We start from the raw sequence: 16,191 nt of genomic DNA, 5'->3' as shown, positions 1-16,191 counted from the left end.
ACGACTGGGGCTTGTTCTGGTCAGGCCGCCGCGCCCCACGCACAAACCGCTGGCCGGCATGGTTGTCATGCGGCGGCCGACGGCTGATTGGGCCTCACTGTACTGATCACCGGCGGGCGGCCGGGACGGGAGGGTCACCAGATTTCGTAGGTGGCTTCGTCGCCGTGCACGATGACGGCCCAGATCACGAGGACGTCGAGGGCGATCACGATGGCGCCCCAGAACGGGTACGCGGACAGGAAAGCCAGCTGCGCCAGCGCGTTGAACCCGGCGAGCGCGACCGTGACGACCCGCGCCCACTGCGCTCCGGTGAAGAGCGCGATGCCCGTCAGCACGACGAGGATGCCGACGATCAGGTGGAGCCAGCCCCAGCCGGCCAGGGAAAAGACGAGCAGCCCGGACGGGCCGATCACGTAGTAGTCCCGGTCGAACAGCGCGACCACGCCTTCGACCACGTTGAACAGTCCGGCCAGGACGGTGATCGCCCCGGCGAACCAGATCCAGCCGACCCGCCGCGACCGCGCGACGGCCCGGTCCGGCGGGAGCGGGGGCCGGGCACCGGTCGTTCCGGCCCGGGGCTGCATGGGTTCGGTCATGGTCGGTCTCCCTCGTTCCTCGGGTGGACTGCGAACCCGGGCGATCATGGTCGGTTGCCGGTTCACCGGTCCTCGCCCGACCAAGGTGAGATCAGCCGGCTCGGCCGCGGGCTCACACGGCGTGGGCGATGCCGCCCGACCGCACCCGGGGAACCGTGCGGCACGACCACCGATCCGCGAACCGAGGAGGATGTCGTGTCCACGTTGACCGTGTGGCGGTTCCCGACCGTCGAAGGTGCCGAAAACGCACTGGATCTGCTCCGGCAGCTGCAGAAGCAGCAGTTGATCTCGATCGCCGATGCGGCATACGTGTCCTGGCCCGAAGGCCGGAAGAAGCCGAAGACCAAGGACCTCGGCAACCTGACCGGCGCCGGCGCGCTGGGCGGGGGTTTCTGGGGCCTGCTGTTCGGCCTGATCTTCCTGGTGCCGTTGCTGGGCATGGCCGTCGGTGCGGCGATCGGCGCGCTCACCGGGTCGCTGAGCCACGTCGGGATCGACACGGAGTTCATCGACACCGTCCGGTCCCAGGTCACGCCCGGTACGTCCGCGCTGTTCGTGATGTCCGACGACACCGTGCTGGACCGGGTCGTCGAGCCGTTCAAGGAAACCGGCGCCACGTTGCTGAGCACCAACCTGTCCGACGTCGAGGAGGCTCGCCTGCGCGAGGCGTTCGGTGAGGCCCAGCCGGCGGAACCGCGCTAGCCACGGGTGGGACCGCGGCGACGCCCCCGAGCGCCGCCGCGGTCCCCGTGGGAGGTTCACCTGCCCCGCGCGCTCCCCCGAGAGCGCCGGCGGGGCCGGCCGGACGGGATGGCGAAGCGCCGCGCCGGGGCCGGGCCGGCGGGGAGATCCCCGCGGCGCACCCGCCGGAGTGCCGGCGCACCCGGCGTCCGCTCCGTCATCACCGCACCTCCACGGCACACCCTGCGGCCCGCGCCGCCGCCGGTCGTCACCCGTGGTGGATGACTCCCCGCTTCACCCGCGGCGGGCGACGCCCCGGGGAGCGCCGCGGCCGACGATCCGTCCCATGACACTCACCGACCACGAGACCGCGGGCCCCGACGTGCGGCTGGCCCGGGCGCGCACCGCGCGCGCCACCGTCCCGGCCGAAAGCCACGCCGAGTTCCCGAGCCCGCTGCGGCGCGCCGATCCGCTGGCGCTGCTGGCCCGCCAGGACCGCGACCGGGTGCCGGAACTGCGGCCGCTGCGCTACGGCCGGATGGCCGTCTCACCGCTGGCCTACTTCCGTGGCGCCGCGCTCCCGGCGGCGGCCGACCTTTCGATGACCCCGCGGACCGGGTTCGGGGTGCAGGCGTGCGGCGACGCCCAGCTCGCCAACTTCGGCCTGTTCCCCGCCCAGGGCCGCCGGCTGGTGTTCGACTTCGCCGACTTCGGCGAGACCCTGCCCGCGCCGTGGGAATGGGACGTCAAGCGGCTGGCGGCGAGTTTCGAGGTCACCGGCCGGGAGAACGGGCACGCGACGGCCCCGCGACGGCGCACCGTGCTCGCCGCCGTCGAGGCCTACCGGCTGGCGATGCACGACTTCGCGCGCCGCACGTCACTCGACATCTTCTTCGCCCCCGCCGACCCACGGACGCTGCGCGTGGTCGCCACCCACCGGCTGGGCCCGGGGCAGCGCCCCGGCGCCGGCGCGCGGCGGTTCACCGAAATCCGCGACGGGCAACTGCGGCTGGCCCCGCGGCCGCCGTCGGTCGTCCCGGCGGGCCGGCTGGCCGGCGACGGCGATCCGGCGACCCTGCTCGACCGCCTCGGCACGGTGCTGACGCAGTACCGGCGCACGCTCGGCCCCGCACGCCGGGCGCTGCTGGACCGCTACCGGCTCGCCGACGCGGCCCGCACGGTGACCGGGCCGGGTGACGCGGGCACGCGGTGCTGGGTGGCGCTGCTGGCCCACACGGGCACCGGGGACCCGCTTTTCCTGCAGCTGAAGGAAGCCCGGCCGTCGGTGCTGCAGGGCTACACCGGCGGCCCCGTTCCGGGCGGCCCGGGCCGCCGGGTCGCCACCGGTCAGCGGCTGATCCAGGCCACCGGCGACGTCTTCCTCGGCTGGGCCCGCGCCGAGTTCGACGGCCGGGCCGTCGACTTCCACGTCCGCCGGCTGCGCGACCAGCAGGCCACCGGCGACGTCACCACGATGACCCCGGACGTCCTGCGCGCGCACGCCCGGCTGTGCGGGTGGACACTGGCCCGGGCGCACGCGCGCACCGGGGACGCGCTGGCGATCGCCGCGTACCTGGGCTCCGGCCCGGCGTTCGCCGAGGCCGTGCAGCGGTTCGCGGTGGCCTGCGCCGACCAGAACGAGCGCGACCACGCGGCCCTGCGCCAGGCGATCCGGCGCGGCCACATCACGGCTGCCGCCGCGTCATGACGGCAGTTCCCGGACCCGGTGCACCGAATGCACGTGCATCCCGAGCGCCTCGAGCCGCCGCAGGATCAGCGGAAGGCATCCGGGATCGGCGACCGTCCCGAAAACTATCGTATCCGGCGGCACCGGGACGACGAGCACACCACCGAAATCCTCGACCCGTTCGGCGGCCCGTTCCGGAATCGCGCCATCGCCTTGGAAGACGTAATTCGCCCCGGCCGGGCCGAGCAGACCCGCGCGGCTCACCGGGCACCCCGGCGCCGGCCCGCCGCGAACCAGGCGCGGGCGACGAGCGCCACGTCGAGCAGCACCAGCAGCGCCGACCAGCCCCGGACCGGCAGGAAGATCAGCCGGGCGACCAGGTCGGCACCGGCGCGGACGCCGGTCCGCAGCTCGGGCACCGGGGTCAGCGCGGACAGCGCGACGGCCAGGCCCAGCAGCACCGAACCGGCGCTGATCCGGCCGGTCCGCACCACGTCCAGGACCACCACCTCACCCGGTCCGAGCCAGCAGAACTGGGAAACGGTGAATCGCCGCGGCCGTTTTCCGGGGGTATCTCCACGATTTTTCACCCGGCACACGATTGTGCGAGCCGCCGTTGTTCTCTTCGCCCGCAGCGGGTGAGCCGGGCCAATTGCGTGGCAGGATCCGCCGGGATTGTCCCGAACCGATCGCAAAGGAGAAACGGACATGCGGCAGTGCCACGATGTCCCGACCCGAAGACGGGTACCGCGAACCAAGATCACCGTGCCCGCGCCGCCGTCGGACTTCGTTTCGCGGCCCCGGCTGCTGACCGTTCTCGACGGAGCGAGCGAGGCCGCCATGGTCTTCGTCGGCGCCCCGGCGGGGTTCGGCAAGACCGTGCTGCTGGCCGAGTGGGCCCGCGGCCGGGACGCCGCGGCGGTCGCGTGGCTGTCGGCCGACGCCGACGACAACGATGACCGGCTCTTCTGGTCGGCGGTCCTCGAAGCGCTCGGCCGCTGCGACCGGATCCCGGACGGCAACCCGGTGCGGCGGCTGGCGGTGCCCGAGGTGCCGAGCACCGACCTCACCTTCCTGGCCCAGGTCGCCGACGCGCTCGACGTGCTGCCCGAGCCCGTCGTGCTCGTCCTCGACAGCGCTCAAGAGATCACCTCCCCCGCTCCGTGGCAGGGGCTGCGGGCGCTGGTCCGCCACCAGCCCGCGGGGCTGTGCCTGGCCGTGGCGAGCCGGCGGGAACCGCCGCTGCCGCTGGGCCGGACCCGGCTCGCGGGCCGGCTCGTCGAGGTCGGCGCCGCCCGGCTGCGGTTCACCGCCGACGAGGCGAGCGCCTTGCTGGCCACCGCCGGTCCGGCGATCCCGCGGGACCGGATCGCCGAGCTGGCCGCCGGGACCGGCGGCTGGCCGGCCGGGCTGCGGCTCGCCGCGGCGTCCGCCGCCCGGCACGGCAGCCTGCGGGACTTCGCCACCGGCCGCGACAGCGCCGTGCTGGGCTACCTGACCGACGAGGTGCTCGCCGCCCTCACCCCGGCGCAGCGGGAGCTGCTGCGGACGATCAGCATCTGCGACAGCGTCCCGGCCGGGCTGGCCCCGGTGCTCTCCGGCCGCGCGGACGCCGAGGCGATGCTCCGCGAACTCGGCGAGCCGGCCACCCAGGTGGTCGAATCCGGCGGCACCCCGCCGCACCACCGCGTGCTGCCGATGCTGCGCACCTACCTGCGCGCGGAACTGCACCGGCGGGCGCCGGACCGGACCCGGGCCCTGCACGAGAAGGCGGCCCGCTGGTTCGCCGAGCACGACCGGCCCGCGCCGGCGCTGCTCCACAGCGTCCGGTCGGGCCGGCCCGACCGCGTCCGCGAGCTGCTGCGCGAACACGCCGTGACGTTGTTCCTCGCGGGTGAGCACGAGGTCCTGCGGCTGGCGCTGAGCCTGCTCGAGGACCGCCGGATCCCGGCCGACCCGCCGACCGCGCTGATCTCGGCCGGGCTGTGCCTGGAGGCGGCCGAGACGTCCGCGGCCGGCCTGCAGCTGGCCCGGGCGGAGGCGTCGTGGCCGGAGCGGCCGACGCCGGAGCTGATCGTCCTGCGGCAGCTGACGTACTCCTGGCTCGCCCAGCTCGACCACACCCCGGCCCAGGCGGCCCGCGTGGCCGGGCAGGTCGACGAGGAGCTGGCCGACGACGCCGGGCTGGGCGGCCTCGCGGCCCTGCACCGCGCCGGCGTCCTGATCGCCCGTGACGAGCGCGAACCCGCCCGGGCGGCCCTGCTGCGCGTCCTCGGCACCGCCGAGCGGGTCCACCAGGACTTCACGGTCGCCCAGTGCCTCACCCTGCTGGCCGAGCTGGCCTGCCACGACGGCGACTACCGGGCGATGGAGACGCTGGCCCGCCGGGCCGAGGCCCGGCTGCCACGGCAGGATCCCCCGAGATCGCTCCAGGGCGCCCAGGCCGGGGCCATGCTGGCGTACAGCGCCTTGTTGTGCGGCGAACCGGCGGAGTGCCTCAAGCACGCGAAGCGGATCGGGCAGCTCCTCGGGGACGCGCCCGCCCGGGCAGCCAGGGAGCTGCGGCTGTTCGCCGAAACGCTGCGGGGCGCAGCGGAGTTCGAACTCGGCGCCTGGCACGCGGGACTGCGCCGGATGCGCCGGGCCCGCACCCGCCTCGGCACCGGGACCGCCTGCCCGACCGGGCACGCGGCCCTGTGCGCGGTGCTGGAGCAGCGCGCCGCCCTGCGGCTGGGCGCAGCGGGCCAGGCCCGGGAAACGGTCCGCTGGGCCCAGCCGATCCTCGCCGGCTCGGGTGAGCTGCTGCTGATGCGCGCCCGGACCCAGCTCCGCCTGGGCCGCCACCACGCGGCGACGTCGGTGCTGCGGTCCTTGCCTGCCGACGACGCACCCATGGAACTGGCGTGGGCGACGATCGAGGCGTCGCTGATCGCGGTGCAGGCGGCGCTGGCGGCCGGGGCACGCGACCGGGCGGCCCGGCTGCTGGACGACGCATTGCGCGCGGCCGAACCCACCGGCGTCCGGTTCCCGTTCGTGTTCGCCCCGCCCGAGCTGGTCGGGTTCCTGACCAGCAGGCTCGGCGGGCTGGGCGCGGGCGAGCGGTTCGCGGGCGAGATCCTCGCCGTCCGCCGCCGGCTCCGCACCCCGCCGATGCCGGCCCCGCTGACCGAACGCGAGCGCAGTGTCCTGCGCCTGCTCCCGACCCAGCGCTCGATCGACGAGATCGCCCAGGACCTGACGGTCTCGCCGAACACGGTCAAGACCCACGTCCGCGGCATCTACGCGAAGCTCGACGTCCGCAGCCGGCGCGAGGCCGTGGCGATCGCCCGGGAACGCGGGCTGCTGGACGCCGAGGTCGCCGACTTCTCGGTCTGACCCATGCGCCCCAATGTGGCGTTCGGTGCGTCTGACGCACCCAATGCCACATTGGGGCGCTTGGGGCGGGGTCGGCGAATCCCGGGCGCGCGGCACAGGTTGCCGAGCAAGGCGCTGTGCGGCGGCGGAACCGGCCGCCGGCCGCCCGGTTCGCCCCACCCGTGGCGGGTGAGGCGCGCGCGCCCGGGATCCGGTCGAGTGGGCCGGGCACGTGCGAGCGTGCCCGGCCCCCCGATCCCGGACGAGGAGAAGTCATGGCCCTGGCGAGCGCGGAGTACCCGTTCCTGAATCTCATGTGGACGATGCTGGTGTTCTTCCTGTGGATCGCCTGGTTCTGGCTGCTGTTCGTGGCCTTCGGCGACCTCTACCGGCGCGCCGACGTGTCCGGCTGGGCCAAGGCCGGCTGGACGGTCCTGCTCATCCTGCTGCCGTTCTTCGGCATCCTGCTCTACTTCGTGACCCAGGGCCGGCACATCCTCGACCGGCAGCGGGCCCGCGAGACCGCCGCACGGCGGCAGTTCGACGACTACGTGCGCTCGGTGTCCACTTCGGACAAGAACGGCGCGGCGCAGATCGCCGAAGCGCGGCGGCTGCTCGAGGAGGGTGTCATCGACGACGCGGAATACCAGGCGCTCAAGCGGAAGGCCCTGGCGCGTTGACCCGCCGGTGGCGGTTCGTCCACCTCGCGGTGCTCCGGCCACTGCTCACGGTCACCGCGCTGGTCTGCCTCTACTACCTGCTCCCGGTCGACCAGGCCCTGCGGCCGTGGACCGCGGTGCTGTTCACCGCCGGGCTCGCGCTCGTGGTGCTGCTGGTCGTCGGCGAGGTGCGGATGATCCTGCGCTCGCCCTTCCCGGTCTGGCAGGGCGTCCAGGCGCTGGCCCTCATCCTCCCGCTGTTCCTCCTGCTGTTCGCCGACGGCTACTACGTGCTCGCCCACGGCAGCGCGGGCTCGTTCGGCACGGCGCTGTCGCGGACCGACGCGCTGTACTTCGCGGTCACCGTGTTCACCACAGTCGGCTTCGGCGACATCGCCCCGGTCGCCACCGGCGCACGGGTGCTGGTGACCCTGCAGATGGTCGCCGACCTCGTGGTGCTGGGCGTGGTCCTCCGGGTGATCGTCACCGCCGTCCAGCGTTCGTCCACAAAGGACAGCTCACTCGGCGGGCAGCAGCAGCGCGGCGAGCAGCCCGGCGACCGCCACGACGCCCAGCGTCGTGAGGGCCAGCGCGAAGGAGCGCCCGCCGAGGTGGGGCGTTCCGGCCAGGACGGACCCGGCCAGCGCCGTCCCCACCGACGAGCCGAGGTTCGACACGCTGCGCGACACTCCCGAAATGTCGCCCTGCGCGGCGTCCGGGAAGCGGGACTGCACCAGGTTCACCGAGGCCGTCAGCATGATCCCGACGCCGGCGCCGAGCAGGAACAGGCCGGGCACCGCGCTCGCCACCCCGGAATCGGCACGGACCAGCAGCAGCACGATGGCCAGGCCGGCGACGGTGAGGAGGAAGCCGGCGCGGACGAGGCCACGCTGCGAATGCCGGCGCGCCATCCGCCCGGCGGCCGCGGAAGCACCCAGGATGCCGATCGTCGCGGGCGTCAGCATCAGCCCGGTTTCGATGGCGTCGTAGCCGCGCACCTCCTGCAGGAACACGGCCACCACGAAGAACGACCCCTGCAGGACGAGCCACTGCACGTGCTGGGTCAGCAGGCCGAGCCCGGTGCCGCGGTCGCGGAAGAGCCCGGACGGCACGAGCGGTTCCCGGCCCTTCCGCTCCCGCGCGCGGACGTGCGCGAAGAACACGAGCAGGAAGGCGGCGCCGATCCCGGCGAACAGCCACACCGGTAACGACAGCCAGCCGTAGGTGCCCGCCTGCAGGACGCCGAAGACGACGAAGAACAGCCCGGCCGCCGAAAGGACCGCCCCGGTGACGTCGAACCGCCGTTCGCGAGGAGGCGACGGCGGTTCGACGATCCGCAGGGCCAGCACGACGATCACGCCGACCAGGAGCACCTGCAACAGGAAGGACGCGCGCCAGCCGAGCCACGTCGTGACCAGGCCGCCGACGAGCGGCCCGGCGGCGGCGCCCAGCGCGCCCGCGCCGCTGACCACGCCGAACGCTCGCGCGCGGGCCGTGAGGTCGCGGCTGGTCACGGTGACCAGGATGTAGATCGGCGGGATCATCAGGGCCGACCCGATGCCTTCCAGCAGCGAATAGCCGATGATCAGCAGGCCCGGTCCCGGCGCGGCCGAGGCCAGCAGCGCGCCCGCGCCGTAGACACCCAGCCCGGCCAGGAAGCAGCGCTTGCGGCCCAGCAGGTCGCTCAGCTTGCTGCCCGGCACCATGAGCGAGGCCATCGTCAGGGTGAACACGGTGATCGCCGTCTGCACGCCGATCACGGTGGTGCCGAGATCGGCGGCGATGGCGCTGACGGCCACGGTCATGGTGGTGGCCGCGTAGCTCGCGACGAACTGGGCGAGGGCCAGTGGCAGCACGATCATCGGCGGGCCTTCCTGCTCGGGTGGCGCCCACAGTGCGTGCGCGGCGGCCGGGCCACCTCACCCCGCGGGGATGAGGCAGCGCCGTCCCGCCCGGGCGACGGTGCACCGACGAGATCCCGGTGCCCCCCATGGAGGAACGATGACCGAGACCACGATCGCCGAGCACGGGCTGATCGGTGACCTGCAGACCGCCGCCCTGGTGACGACCGACGGGTCGATCGACTGGTTCTGTGCCCCGCGCTTCGACTCGCCGTCGGTCTTCGGCGCGCTGCTCGACGACGAGCGCGGCGGCCGGTTCCGGATCCGCCCGGCGGGCGCGTGCGCGAGCTCGCAGATGTACCACCCGGACACCGCGGTGCTGATCACCCGGTTCGCCGGCCCGGACGGCCTCGGCGAGGTGGTCGACTTCATGCCGCCGTGCGAGGGCGGGGCCACCACCCGGCACCGGATCGCCCGGCTCGTGCGCTGCGTCCGCGGCCGGATGACGTTCGACGTGGTGGTCGCGCCCCGGTTCGACTACGGGCGCCGCCCGCACCAGGCGATGCTCGTCGCGAACGGCGCCGTGTTCGTCGCCCGCGAGACTTCCCTGACGCTGCAGGCGGTCCGCGAGCCGGGCGACGAGCACCTCGCCGAGGTGCGCGTCGAAGGCGGGGACGTGCACCTGAGCGTCACCCTGGCCGCCGGCCAGGTCCGCGGGGTGGTGCTGGAGACCGACGCCGCCGGGCCGCCGCGCGAGCTGCGCGTCGCCGAGTTCGAAGCGCTGTTCCGGTCCACTGTGGACTTCTGGCGCGACTGGCTGGCCGGTTCCACCTACCGCGGCCGCTGGCGGGAGATCGTGACCCGCTCGGCGATCACCCTCAAGCTGCTGACGTACGCGCCGACCGGCGGCCTGGTCGCCGCGCCGACCCTCGGGCTGCCCGAGCAGCTCGGCGGCGAGCGCAACTGGGACTACCGCTACACGTGGGTCCGGGACGCGTCGTTTTCGGTTTCGGCGTTGCTGTCGCTCGGGTTCGCGGAGGAGGCGGCCCGGTTCGGGGGCTGGCTCGGCGACCGCATCCGCGAAGGCGGCGGTGGCCCGAGCGGGCCGCTCGCCGTGCTGTACCGGGTGGACGGCACGGCGGACCTGCAGGAGGAGAACCTCGCGCACTGGTCCGGGTACCGCGGGTCGAGCCCGGTGCGGATCGGCAACGACGCGGCGGGGCAGCTGCAGCTCGACATCTACGGCGAAGCCCTCGACAGCGTCTTCGCCGCCGACCGCGCCGGGTTCGAGCTGCCCCACCAGGGCTGGGAGGCCCTGCGCGCGGCCCTCGACTGGCTCGGCGAGCACTGGGACCAGCCCGAGGAGGGCATCTGGGAGACCCGCGGCGGCCGCAAGCGCTTCACCTACGGCCGCCTGATGAGCTGGGTCGCGTTCGACCGCGGCATCCGCCTGGCCGCCACCCACGGCCGGCCGGCGCCGGTCGAGGACTGGACGTGGCAGCGCGACAGCATCCACGGCCAGATCCTCACCCGCGGGTGGCACCGCACGCGCAACGCCTTCGTCCAGCACGACACCGGCGAGGAGCTCGACGCGGCCCTGCTCCGCATGCCCCGCACGGGTTTCCTCCCGCCGAAGGACCCGCTGTGGCTTTCGACGCTCGACGCGATCCGGGACGACCTGGTGACCGACAGCCTGGTCTACCGCTACGACCCGGCCGCGTCCCCGGACGGCCTGGCCGGCTCCGAAGGCACGTTTTCGTTGTGCAGCTTCGCTTATGTGGACGCACTGACCCGGGCCGGCCGGCTGGAGGAGGCCCGCACGGCGTTCGAGAAGATGCTGACCTACGCCAACCACGTCGGCCTGTACGCCGAGGAGATCGCCCCGACCGGCGAGCAGCTGGGCAACTTCCCGCAGGCGTTCACGCACCTGGCGCTCATCGACGCGGCGGTCGCGCTCGATGCCGCCCTCGGCTGAGGAGCCGGTCTCGCCCGCCGCGGGTGACCCGGCGGCGAGGCGCCCGGAACACGATGAGGCACCCGTCGAGGCGAGCCCTGGAGGCCGACTGCCATGACCACCACCAACAGACCGCCCCGGTCAACGGAACCCGCGGGGCCGCCACCCGCCGAAGGGAGCGGACACGCCCGGCCACCCGCCGCCGCGTGGATCTCGTGGGTCGCGCTGGCGCTGATGACGACCGGGTCCGTCGCGAGCCTGCGCCCCTCGCCGACGATGGCCGTGTACGGCCTGGCGGCCGTTTTCCTCTACGTCGTCCCGGCGATCGTGTTCCTGCTGCCGACGTCGCTGGTCTCGGCCGAGCTGGCGTCCGGCTGGCCGGGCGGGGTCTACAACTGGGTGGCGCTCGGGATCTCCAAGCCGGCGGGCTTCCTGGCCGTCTGGTGCCAGTTCGCGATGACGATCTTCTACTACCCGAGCCTGCTCGGGTACGTCGCCGGCACGCTCGCGTACGTGTTCGACCCGGACCTGGCGAGCAGCGGGTGGTGGACGGCCGCGGTGATCGTGGTGGCGTACTGGTCGGGCGTCTGGATCTCCTCGCGCGGCACGAAGGGCGTGGCCGGGCTGGCCGGCGGCGGCCTCGTCATCGGGACGCTGCTGCCCGGCGCGCTGCTGGTGGTCCTCGGCATCGTGTTCCTCGGGCAGGGGCACCCGTCCGCGGCGCCGATGTCGGCGGACCACCTGCTGCCCGCGTGGGCCGGGCTGGCGAGCCTGGTGCTGATCGTGAACAACTTCCTGTCCTACTCGGGGATGGAGATGAACGCGGTGCACGTGTCGTCGCTGCGCGAGCCGGGCAAGGAGTTCCCCCGCGCGATGTTCCTGGCCATGGGGCTGGTGCTGCTCATCTTCATCCTGCCCGCGCTGGCGATCAGCTGGGTGGTCCCGGCCGAGGAGCTCTCGCTCACGGCCGGCGTGATGCAGGCCTTCGACGCCGTCTTCGCCGGCTTCGGCATCCAGTGGCTGACCCCGCTGATCGGCGTCCTGCTCGTCATGGCGTCGCTCGGCGGGATGCTGACCTGGCTGGCCGGCCCGTCGAAGGGGCTGCTGCTGATCGCCCGGCAGGAGGGGTACCTGCCGCCGTTCCTGCAGCGGCTCAACGGCCGCGGCGTGCAGCAGAACATCCTGGTCACGCAAGGCGCGGTCACCACGCTGATCGCGTTGTGCTACGCGTTCATCCCGGACGTGTCGAGCGCGTACTGGATCTTCTCGGTGATCACCACGCAGGTGTACCTGATCATGTACCTGCTGCTGTTCGTCGCGGCCGTGCGGCTGCGGCGGAAGTTCCCCGACCACCCGCGCGGGTTCCGCGCGCCGATGCTGCTCGGCCTGTGCGGCATCGGGTTCTGCGCCTCGCTGGCCGCGCTGCTCGTGGGCTTCGTCCCGCCGTCGCAGTTCGGCTCGGGCAGCCCGTGGGCGTACCTCGGGATCGTCGCGGGCGGCGCGCTCGGGCTCGGCCTGCTGGTGCCGTTCCTGTTCTACCGCCTGCGCAAACCGTCGTGGCGGCAGCCGGAGGTGACCCGATCGTGACCACAGTGGACGAACGGTCGACCGGACCGCAGCGGACCGCGCTCTACGTCGTCGTGGCTGCCGTGCTCGGCGGCCTGCTCGTGGCCGGGTACCTGCTCTTCCGCCCGGTGCGGGTGGACGCCGGTGCGGTCTGCGCCGACCCCCACGCCGCGCTCGTCCGGGCGGTGAACGTCAGCGCCGGCGGGCCGGGGTTGCTCCCGGCCGAGGCCGTGCACCACGCGCAGGTGCGCGTGCTGCGGGCTTACTGCCCCGAGAAGGCCGGGTGAGCGCGATGGACCTCCGGGAGCGGGTCGGGGAACTGATGCCGCGGGCGCGCGTCGAGCTCGCGGAGCTGGTGGCGATGCGGTCGGTCGCGGATCCGCGGCAGTTCCCGCCCGAGGAGTGTCACCGCGCCGCGGTGTGGGTGGCCGACGCGTTCACCGAAGCGGGGTTCGACACCCGGCTGGCGGACACCCCGGACGGCAGCCGGGCGGTGGTCGGGTCCCGGCCGTGCGCCCGGGAGGACGCCCCGACCGTGCTGCTGTACGCGCACTACGACGTCCAGCCACCGCTGGCGGACGACCAGTGGCGGACACCGCCGTTCCGGCTGACCGAAGTGGACGGACGCTGGTACGGGCGCGGCGCGGCCGACTGCAAGGGCAACATCCTCATGCACCTCACCGCGCTGCGGGCGCTCGGCGACGACGTCCCGGTGCACCTCAAGCTGGTCGTCGAGGGGTCCGAGGAGCAGGGCACCGGCGGGCTGGAGGCGTTCGTCCCCGAGCACGCCGAGCTGCTGCGGGCCGACGCGATCCTGGTGGCCGACACCGGGAACGCCGCCGTCGGGTACCCCGCGGTGACGGTCAGCCTCCGCGGCCTGGTCAACGTCGTCGTCCAGGTCGACGCGCTACCGGCCGAACTGCACTCCGGCATGTTCGGCGGCCCGGCCCCGGACGCGCTCGCCGCGCTGGTGACGGTGCTCGGCACCCTGCACGACGAGGCGGGCGACACCACCGTCCACGGCGTGCCCGGCGGTGGCCGCTGGCCCGGCGCCCCGTACCCGGCGGCGCGGTTCCGGGCGGACGCGGGGCTGTCCCCCGGTGCCGTCCTGCTCGGCAGCGGCGAAGTCGCGGACACGCTGTGGGCGCGGCCGGCGCTGACGGTGCTCGGCATCGACTGCCCGCCGGTCGTCGGCTCCGCGGCGGCGCTGGCCCCGCGCGCCCGGGCCCGGCTCAACCTGCGCGTCCCGCCGGGCACCGACCCGTACCAGGCCGCGGCCGCGCTGAGCGAGCACCTGATGGCCGCGGCGCCGTGGGGCGTGGACGTCTCGGTGGAGGTGGAGGCGATCGGCGAGCCGTTCCACTCGGCCACCGGCGGGCCCGCCCACCAGGCGATGGACGAGGCCATGCAGGTCGCCTACGACCGCCCGGTGAGCCTGCTCGGGCAGGGCGGTTCGATCCCGCTGTGCACCGTCTTCGCCGAGACCTACCCCGACGCGGAGATCCTGCTCATCGGCGTCGAGGAGCCGCAGGCCCGCATCCACGCGCCCAACGAAAGCGTGGCCCCGCAGGAGATCGCGGACATGGCCCTGGCCGAGGCGCTGTTCCTGCGGAACTACGGTGCGGCGGCCGGCTGAGGCTACGGCCGGGGCCGCCGCAGGAACCGCAGCGCGACGGCGGCGGCGGCCACCACGACCACGACGGCGACCACGACGGCGACCACGACGGCGACGGCGATCGGCCGAACCGGCCCGGTTCCCGGCCTGAGCCCGGTCAGGGCGACACCTCCACCTCCATTCCCATGATCCGCGTGGTGCGCCGCCGCCGGAGCCAGCCGCGGACCGGCAAGCCGTCCGGGACCTCCGACAGGAACGCCTTGCGCTGCGCCGACGTCGCCGAGCGCCAGCGCATCGCCAGCACCGGGCGCACCGGCGCGATGTACGCCTGCACCCGCTCGTGCGCGCCGGCGAGGCGGGTTTCGTACTCGCGGTCCGGCCGGTAGGCCAGTTCCAGGTCGATCAGCGGCGCGGCGCCGCCCGCGCGGTGGTGGCAGCGCGACAGCATCCGCGCGAGCTCGTCCATCGCGCCCCGCACGCGGCAGGGCATCTGGTCCTGCCAGCGGCCGAGCCGCGGGACGGCGGCCGGGGCGGCGGTCACCTCGTCGGCGAGCACGACCAGGGCCCGGATCGCCGATCCGGCCAGCTCGACGCGGATCCGCCGCCCGTTGGCGTCGACGAAGAACCGCGGTACCCGGCCGGCCACGACGGTGCCCGAGCGCAGCCGGACCCACTCCTCGACGGCGTCGGGCGACGGGCAGGACGACACGAACGTGAACGCCAGCTCGTCACCGGTGAGGTTCATGGTCACCGGGAACAGGGAACCGATGTCGTGCACGAACGCCGAGCCGATGACGAGTGCGGCGCGGGAGCCGCCTCCGGTCATCCCCGGCTACACCTGCAAATCCGCTTCGATGCGCTTGAGGTAGTGCCGGGCCAGCGCCAGGTTCGCCCGGTCACGGTCCAGCACCAGGTACAGGAACAGCGAATTCCGCGAGCTCACCGAGTTCATCAGCCGGATCAGGTGGTATTGCCGGTGCAGGGTGATCAGGATGTCCTCGATGGAATCGTTGAGCGCCAGCGAGGACATCACCCGCAGTTTCGACCGCACCACCTCGGTGTTCCCGGCCGCCGCGACCTCGAGGTCGAGCCAGTCACCGCCGCCGCTGGTGCCGAGCGACATACCGCTTTCGTAGTCGACCAGCGCGACGCCGACGGCGCCGCTGATGGACATGGCTTCCTTGAGTGCCGTGTCGATGTTCATCATTCGTGCTGCATCCTCTCCGTGAACGGGTTGGTCGGCCGGCGTGCTACGCGGCCAGGATCGAGCCGATCCGCTCGATGACGGGCCGGGATTCGAACAGCAGGCGCCCGACGTTCAGGCCCTTGTCCCCCAGCACGACCATCAGCGCGAGCCGCCCGATGGCGTAGACGGCCATGTAGCCTTCGCTGCCGAACACCACGGTCTGGTTCAGCGTGCCTTTACCGGTGATTTCGGCGGCCTGCCGGGCAATCCCGAGATCGGCCGCGGCGAGTGCGGAGATCTTCGCCGGATCGATGTCGTCGGCGGCATCGGCGATGATCGGGATACCGTCGACCGCGGCCAGCACCGTATCGGTGACCCCGGCGACGGTCTCCCGCAGGTTCCGCAGCTCGCCGGCCAGTGCTTCGAAATCCAAGGCTCTTTCTTTCTGCTCCGGAAATTGCGGAAGGCGAGTGGCGAAATAATCAACCATTCAGGTTGCTCTCCACAGCCGCAACCTTACCGCCGCCATTACTTTTGGCCAACAAGCACCGGAAGCCGGATTTCAGCATCACTCGATCGAGTGAAACAGATTATCGGCCGTAACGGAAATAAGTAACCGAGCACATTGATCACCAACCGGGAGATTTCGATGTTCAGCGTTTCCCGGGAGCGCCGGGAAAAGCCACGACGCGACAGGGCCGCCCAACGGATGCGCACCCCGGGAGCCGCCCACGAGCGGCAGAAGGTCCCGAACCGCCCGACCACGGCCACGCTGAGCAACAAAGAGGAATCGCCGACCACCCCCCGTTCGGCGGCTTGCGCCAGAGGAGGCCCCCGCCGGACGCCCGCATCGGAGCGCGGCAGGCTTGGGCGACAGCCCCTCAGCCGGCAAGCGACGGACCAACCAGACCCCGACGGCAACCCACCGGCGAGCAAGCCCCTCGACCACACCCCCCTGCCGACCCGATACGAAGCCGCATCAGCGGCCCGGCCCCCCCGGGCACTCCCCCGTTACACCCCTTTCGCCGCCCTGCGCGCCGTGTTTCAAAACG

15 protein-coding genes and 1 pseudogene are annotated in these 16,191 nt (G+C 73.3%); 9 read left to right on the top strand and 7 right to left on the bottom strand.

Going from position 1 to position 16,191, the window contains the following annotated elements:
* Window positions 1–134 precede the first annotated feature (134 nt).
* Window positions 135–596 (bottom strand): DUF7144 family membrane protein, encoded by a 462-nt coding sequence (locus ACWED2_RS45225; protein ID WP_449696690.1) that lies wholly within the window; start codon window positions 594–596, stop codon window positions 135–137.
* A 195-nt stretch (window positions 597–791) separates the two neighbouring features.
* Between ACWED2_RS45225 and ACWED2_RS45220 the strand changes: the two genes are divergently transcribed.
* Together ACWED2_RS45220 and ACWED2_RS45215 are read left to right on the top strand one after the other, a co-directional pair.
* On the top strand, window positions 792–1,298 hold the full coding sequence (locus tag ACWED2_RS45220; RefSeq protein WP_449696689.1) for a DUF1269 domain-containing protein: 507 nt from the start codon (window positions 792–794) through the stop codon (window positions 1,296–1,298).
* Window positions 1,299–1,623: 325 nt separating this feature from the next.
* Window positions 1,624–2,985 carry a DUF2252 domain-containing protein gene (locus tag ACWED2_RS45215; RefSeq protein WP_449696688.1) on the top strand — a complete coding sequence of 454 codons (1,362 nt, stop codon included), beginning with the start codon at window positions 1,624–1,626 and terminating at the stop codon, window positions 2,983–2,985.
* Here the strand turns inward: ACWED2_RS45215 and ACWED2_RS45210 are convergent.
* Window positions 2,980–3,228, bottom strand: coding sequence for a hypothetical protein (locus ACWED2_RS45210; RefSeq protein ID WP_449696687.1), 249 nt, complete (start codon window positions 3,226–3,228; stop codon window positions 2,980–2,982). The two genes, ACWED2_RS45215 and ACWED2_RS45210, sit on opposite strands and share 6 nt — an antisense overlap.
* Window positions 3,225–3,470, bottom strand: a complete 246-nt coding sequence (locus tag ACWED2_RS45205; RefSeq protein WP_449696686.1) for a hypothetical protein — start codon at window positions 3,468–3,470, stop codon at window positions 3,225–3,227. The genes ACWED2_RS45210 and ACWED2_RS45205 overlap by 4 nt, the downstream gene beginning before the upstream one ends.
* Window positions 3,471–3,672: 202 nt before the next feature.
* On the opposite strand from ACWED2_RS45205, the gene ACWED2_RS45200 reads away from it, so the two are divergent.
* From ACWED2_RS45200 to ACWED2_RS45190, 3 genes and pseudogenes are all read left to right on the top strand, one after another.
* On the top strand, window positions 3,673–6,339 hold the full coding sequence (locus ACWED2_RS45200; protein ID WP_449696685.1) for a LuxR C-terminal-related transcriptional regulator: 2,667 nt from the start codon (window positions 3,673–3,675) through the stop codon (window positions 6,337–6,339).
* A 254-nt stretch (window positions 6,340–6,593) separates the two neighbouring features.
* Window positions 6,594–6,998 carry an SHOCT domain-containing protein gene (locus tag ACWED2_RS45195; RefSeq protein WP_449696684.1) on the top strand — a complete coding sequence of 135 codons (405 nt, stop codon included), beginning with the start codon at window positions 6,594–6,596 and terminating at the stop codon, window positions 6,996–6,998.
* Between the two features lie 173 nt (window positions 6,999–7,171).
* Window positions 7,172–7,414, top strand: a pseudogene (locus ACWED2_RS45190) (ion channel); the annotation flags it as partial.
* Window positions 7,415–7,495: 81 nt separating this feature from the next.
* Here the strand turns inward: ACWED2_RS45190 and ACWED2_RS45185 are convergent.
* Window positions 7,496–8,839 (bottom strand): MFS transporter, encoded by a 1,344-nt coding sequence (locus ACWED2_RS45185; protein ID WP_449696683.1) that lies wholly within the window; start codon window positions 8,837–8,839, stop codon window positions 7,496–7,498.
* Window positions 8,840–8,978: 139 nt separating this feature from the next.
* Here ACWED2_RS45185 and ACWED2_RS45180 point away from each other — a divergent pair, with 139 nt between their 5' ends.
* The 4 genes from ACWED2_RS45180 (at window position 8,979) to ACWED2_RS45165 (ending at window position 13,974) form a co-directional block, all read left to right on the top strand.
* Window positions 8,979–10,793, top strand: coding sequence for a glycoside hydrolase family 15 protein (locus tag ACWED2_RS45180; protein ID WP_449696682.1), 1,815 nt, complete (start codon window positions 8,979–8,981; stop codon window positions 10,791–10,793).
* A gap of 213 nt (window positions 10,794–11,006) precedes the next feature.
* Entirely contained in the window at window positions 11,007–12,359 is a 1,353-nt protein-coding gene (locus ACWED2_RS45175; RefSeq protein ID WP_449696681.1) for an APC family permease, read from the top strand.
* Window positions 12,356–12,625, top strand: a complete 270-nt coding sequence (locus ACWED2_RS45170) for a hypothetical protein (protein ID WP_449696680.1) — start codon at window positions 12,356–12,358, stop codon at window positions 12,623–12,625. Before ACWED2_RS45175 ends, ACWED2_RS45170 begins: the two co-directional genes overlap by 4 nt.
* Before the next feature lie 5 nt (window positions 12,626–12,630).
* On the top strand, window positions 12,631–13,974 hold the full coding sequence (locus ACWED2_RS45165; RefSeq protein WP_449696704.1) for a M20/M25/M40 family metallo-hydrolase: 1,344 nt from the start codon (window positions 12,631–12,633) through the stop codon (window positions 13,972–13,974).
* A gap of 136 nt (window positions 13,975–14,110) precedes the next feature.
* Here the strand turns inward: ACWED2_RS45165 and ACWED2_RS45160 are convergent, their stop codons facing one another.
* From ACWED2_RS45160 to ACWED2_RS45150, 3 genes are read right to left on the bottom strand one after another with little or no spacing between them, the layout of a single operon-like run.
* Window positions 14,111–14,779 (bottom strand): hypothetical protein, encoded by a 669-nt coding sequence (locus ACWED2_RS45160; RefSeq protein WP_449696679.1) that lies wholly within the window; start codon window positions 14,777–14,779, stop codon window positions 14,111–14,113.
* Between the two features lie 6 nt (window positions 14,780–14,785).
* Entirely contained in the window at window positions 14,786–15,157 is a 372-nt protein-coding gene (locus ACWED2_RS45155; RefSeq protein WP_449662896.1) for a hypothetical protein, read from the bottom strand.
* A 46-nt stretch (window positions 15,158–15,203) separates the two neighbouring features.
* Window positions 15,204–15,572, bottom strand: coding sequence for a roadblock/LC7 domain-containing protein (locus ACWED2_RS45150; protein ID WP_449696703.1), 369 nt, complete (start codon window positions 15,570–15,572; stop codon window positions 15,204–15,206).
* Window positions 15,573–16,191 lie beyond the last annotated feature (619 nt).

It is taken from the genome of Amycolatopsis sp. NPDC005003, assembly GCF_053600695.1.
The sequence above is the reverse complement of the archived record's forward strand: the minus strand, read 5'-3'. Positions and strand labels throughout refer to the sequence as shown.

What these genes read in the sequence shown, in the direction of transcription:
- ACWED2_RS45225 (WP_449696690.1), bottom strand. Translation starts at nt 596, where the DNA reads ATGACCGAACCCATGCAGCCCCGGGCCGGAACGACCGGTGCCCGGCCC.
- ACWED2_RS45215 (WP_449696688.1), top strand. Translation starts at nt 1,624, where the DNA reads ATGACACTCACCGACCACGAGACCGCGGGCCCCGACGTGCGGCTGGCC.
- ACWED2_RS45200 (WP_449696685.1), top strand. Translation starts at nt 3,673, where the DNA reads ATGCGGCAGTGCCACGATGTCCCGACCCGAAGACGGGTACCGCGAACC.
- ACWED2_RS45195 (WP_449696684.1), top strand. Translation starts at nt 6,594, where the DNA reads ATGGCCCTGGCGAGCGCGGAGTACCCGTTCCTGAATCTCATGTGGACG.
- ACWED2_RS45185 (WP_449696683.1), bottom strand. Translation starts at nt 8,839, where the DNA reads ATGATCGTGCTGCCACTGGCCCTCGCCCAGTTCGTCGCGAGCTACGCG.
- ACWED2_RS45180 (WP_449696682.1), top strand. Translation starts at nt 8,979, where the DNA reads ATGACCGAGACCACGATCGCCGAGCACGGGCTGATCGGTGACCTGCAG.
- ACWED2_RS45175 (WP_449696681.1), top strand. Translation starts at nt 11,007, where the DNA reads ATGACGACCGGGTCCGTCGCGAGCCTGCGCCCCTCGCCGACGATGGCC.
- ACWED2_RS45165 (WP_449696704.1), top strand. Translation starts at nt 12,631, where the DNA reads ATGGACCTCCGGGAGCGGGTCGGGGAACTGATGCCGCGGGCGCGCGTC.
- ACWED2_RS45160 (WP_449696679.1), bottom strand. Translation starts at nt 14,779, where the DNA reads ATGACCGGAGGCGGCTCCCGCGCCGCACTCGTCATCGGCTCGGCGTTC.
- ACWED2_RS45155 (WP_449662896.1), bottom strand. Translation starts at nt 15,157, where the DNA reads ATGAACATCGACACGGCACTCAAGGAAGCCATGTCCATCAGCGGCGCC.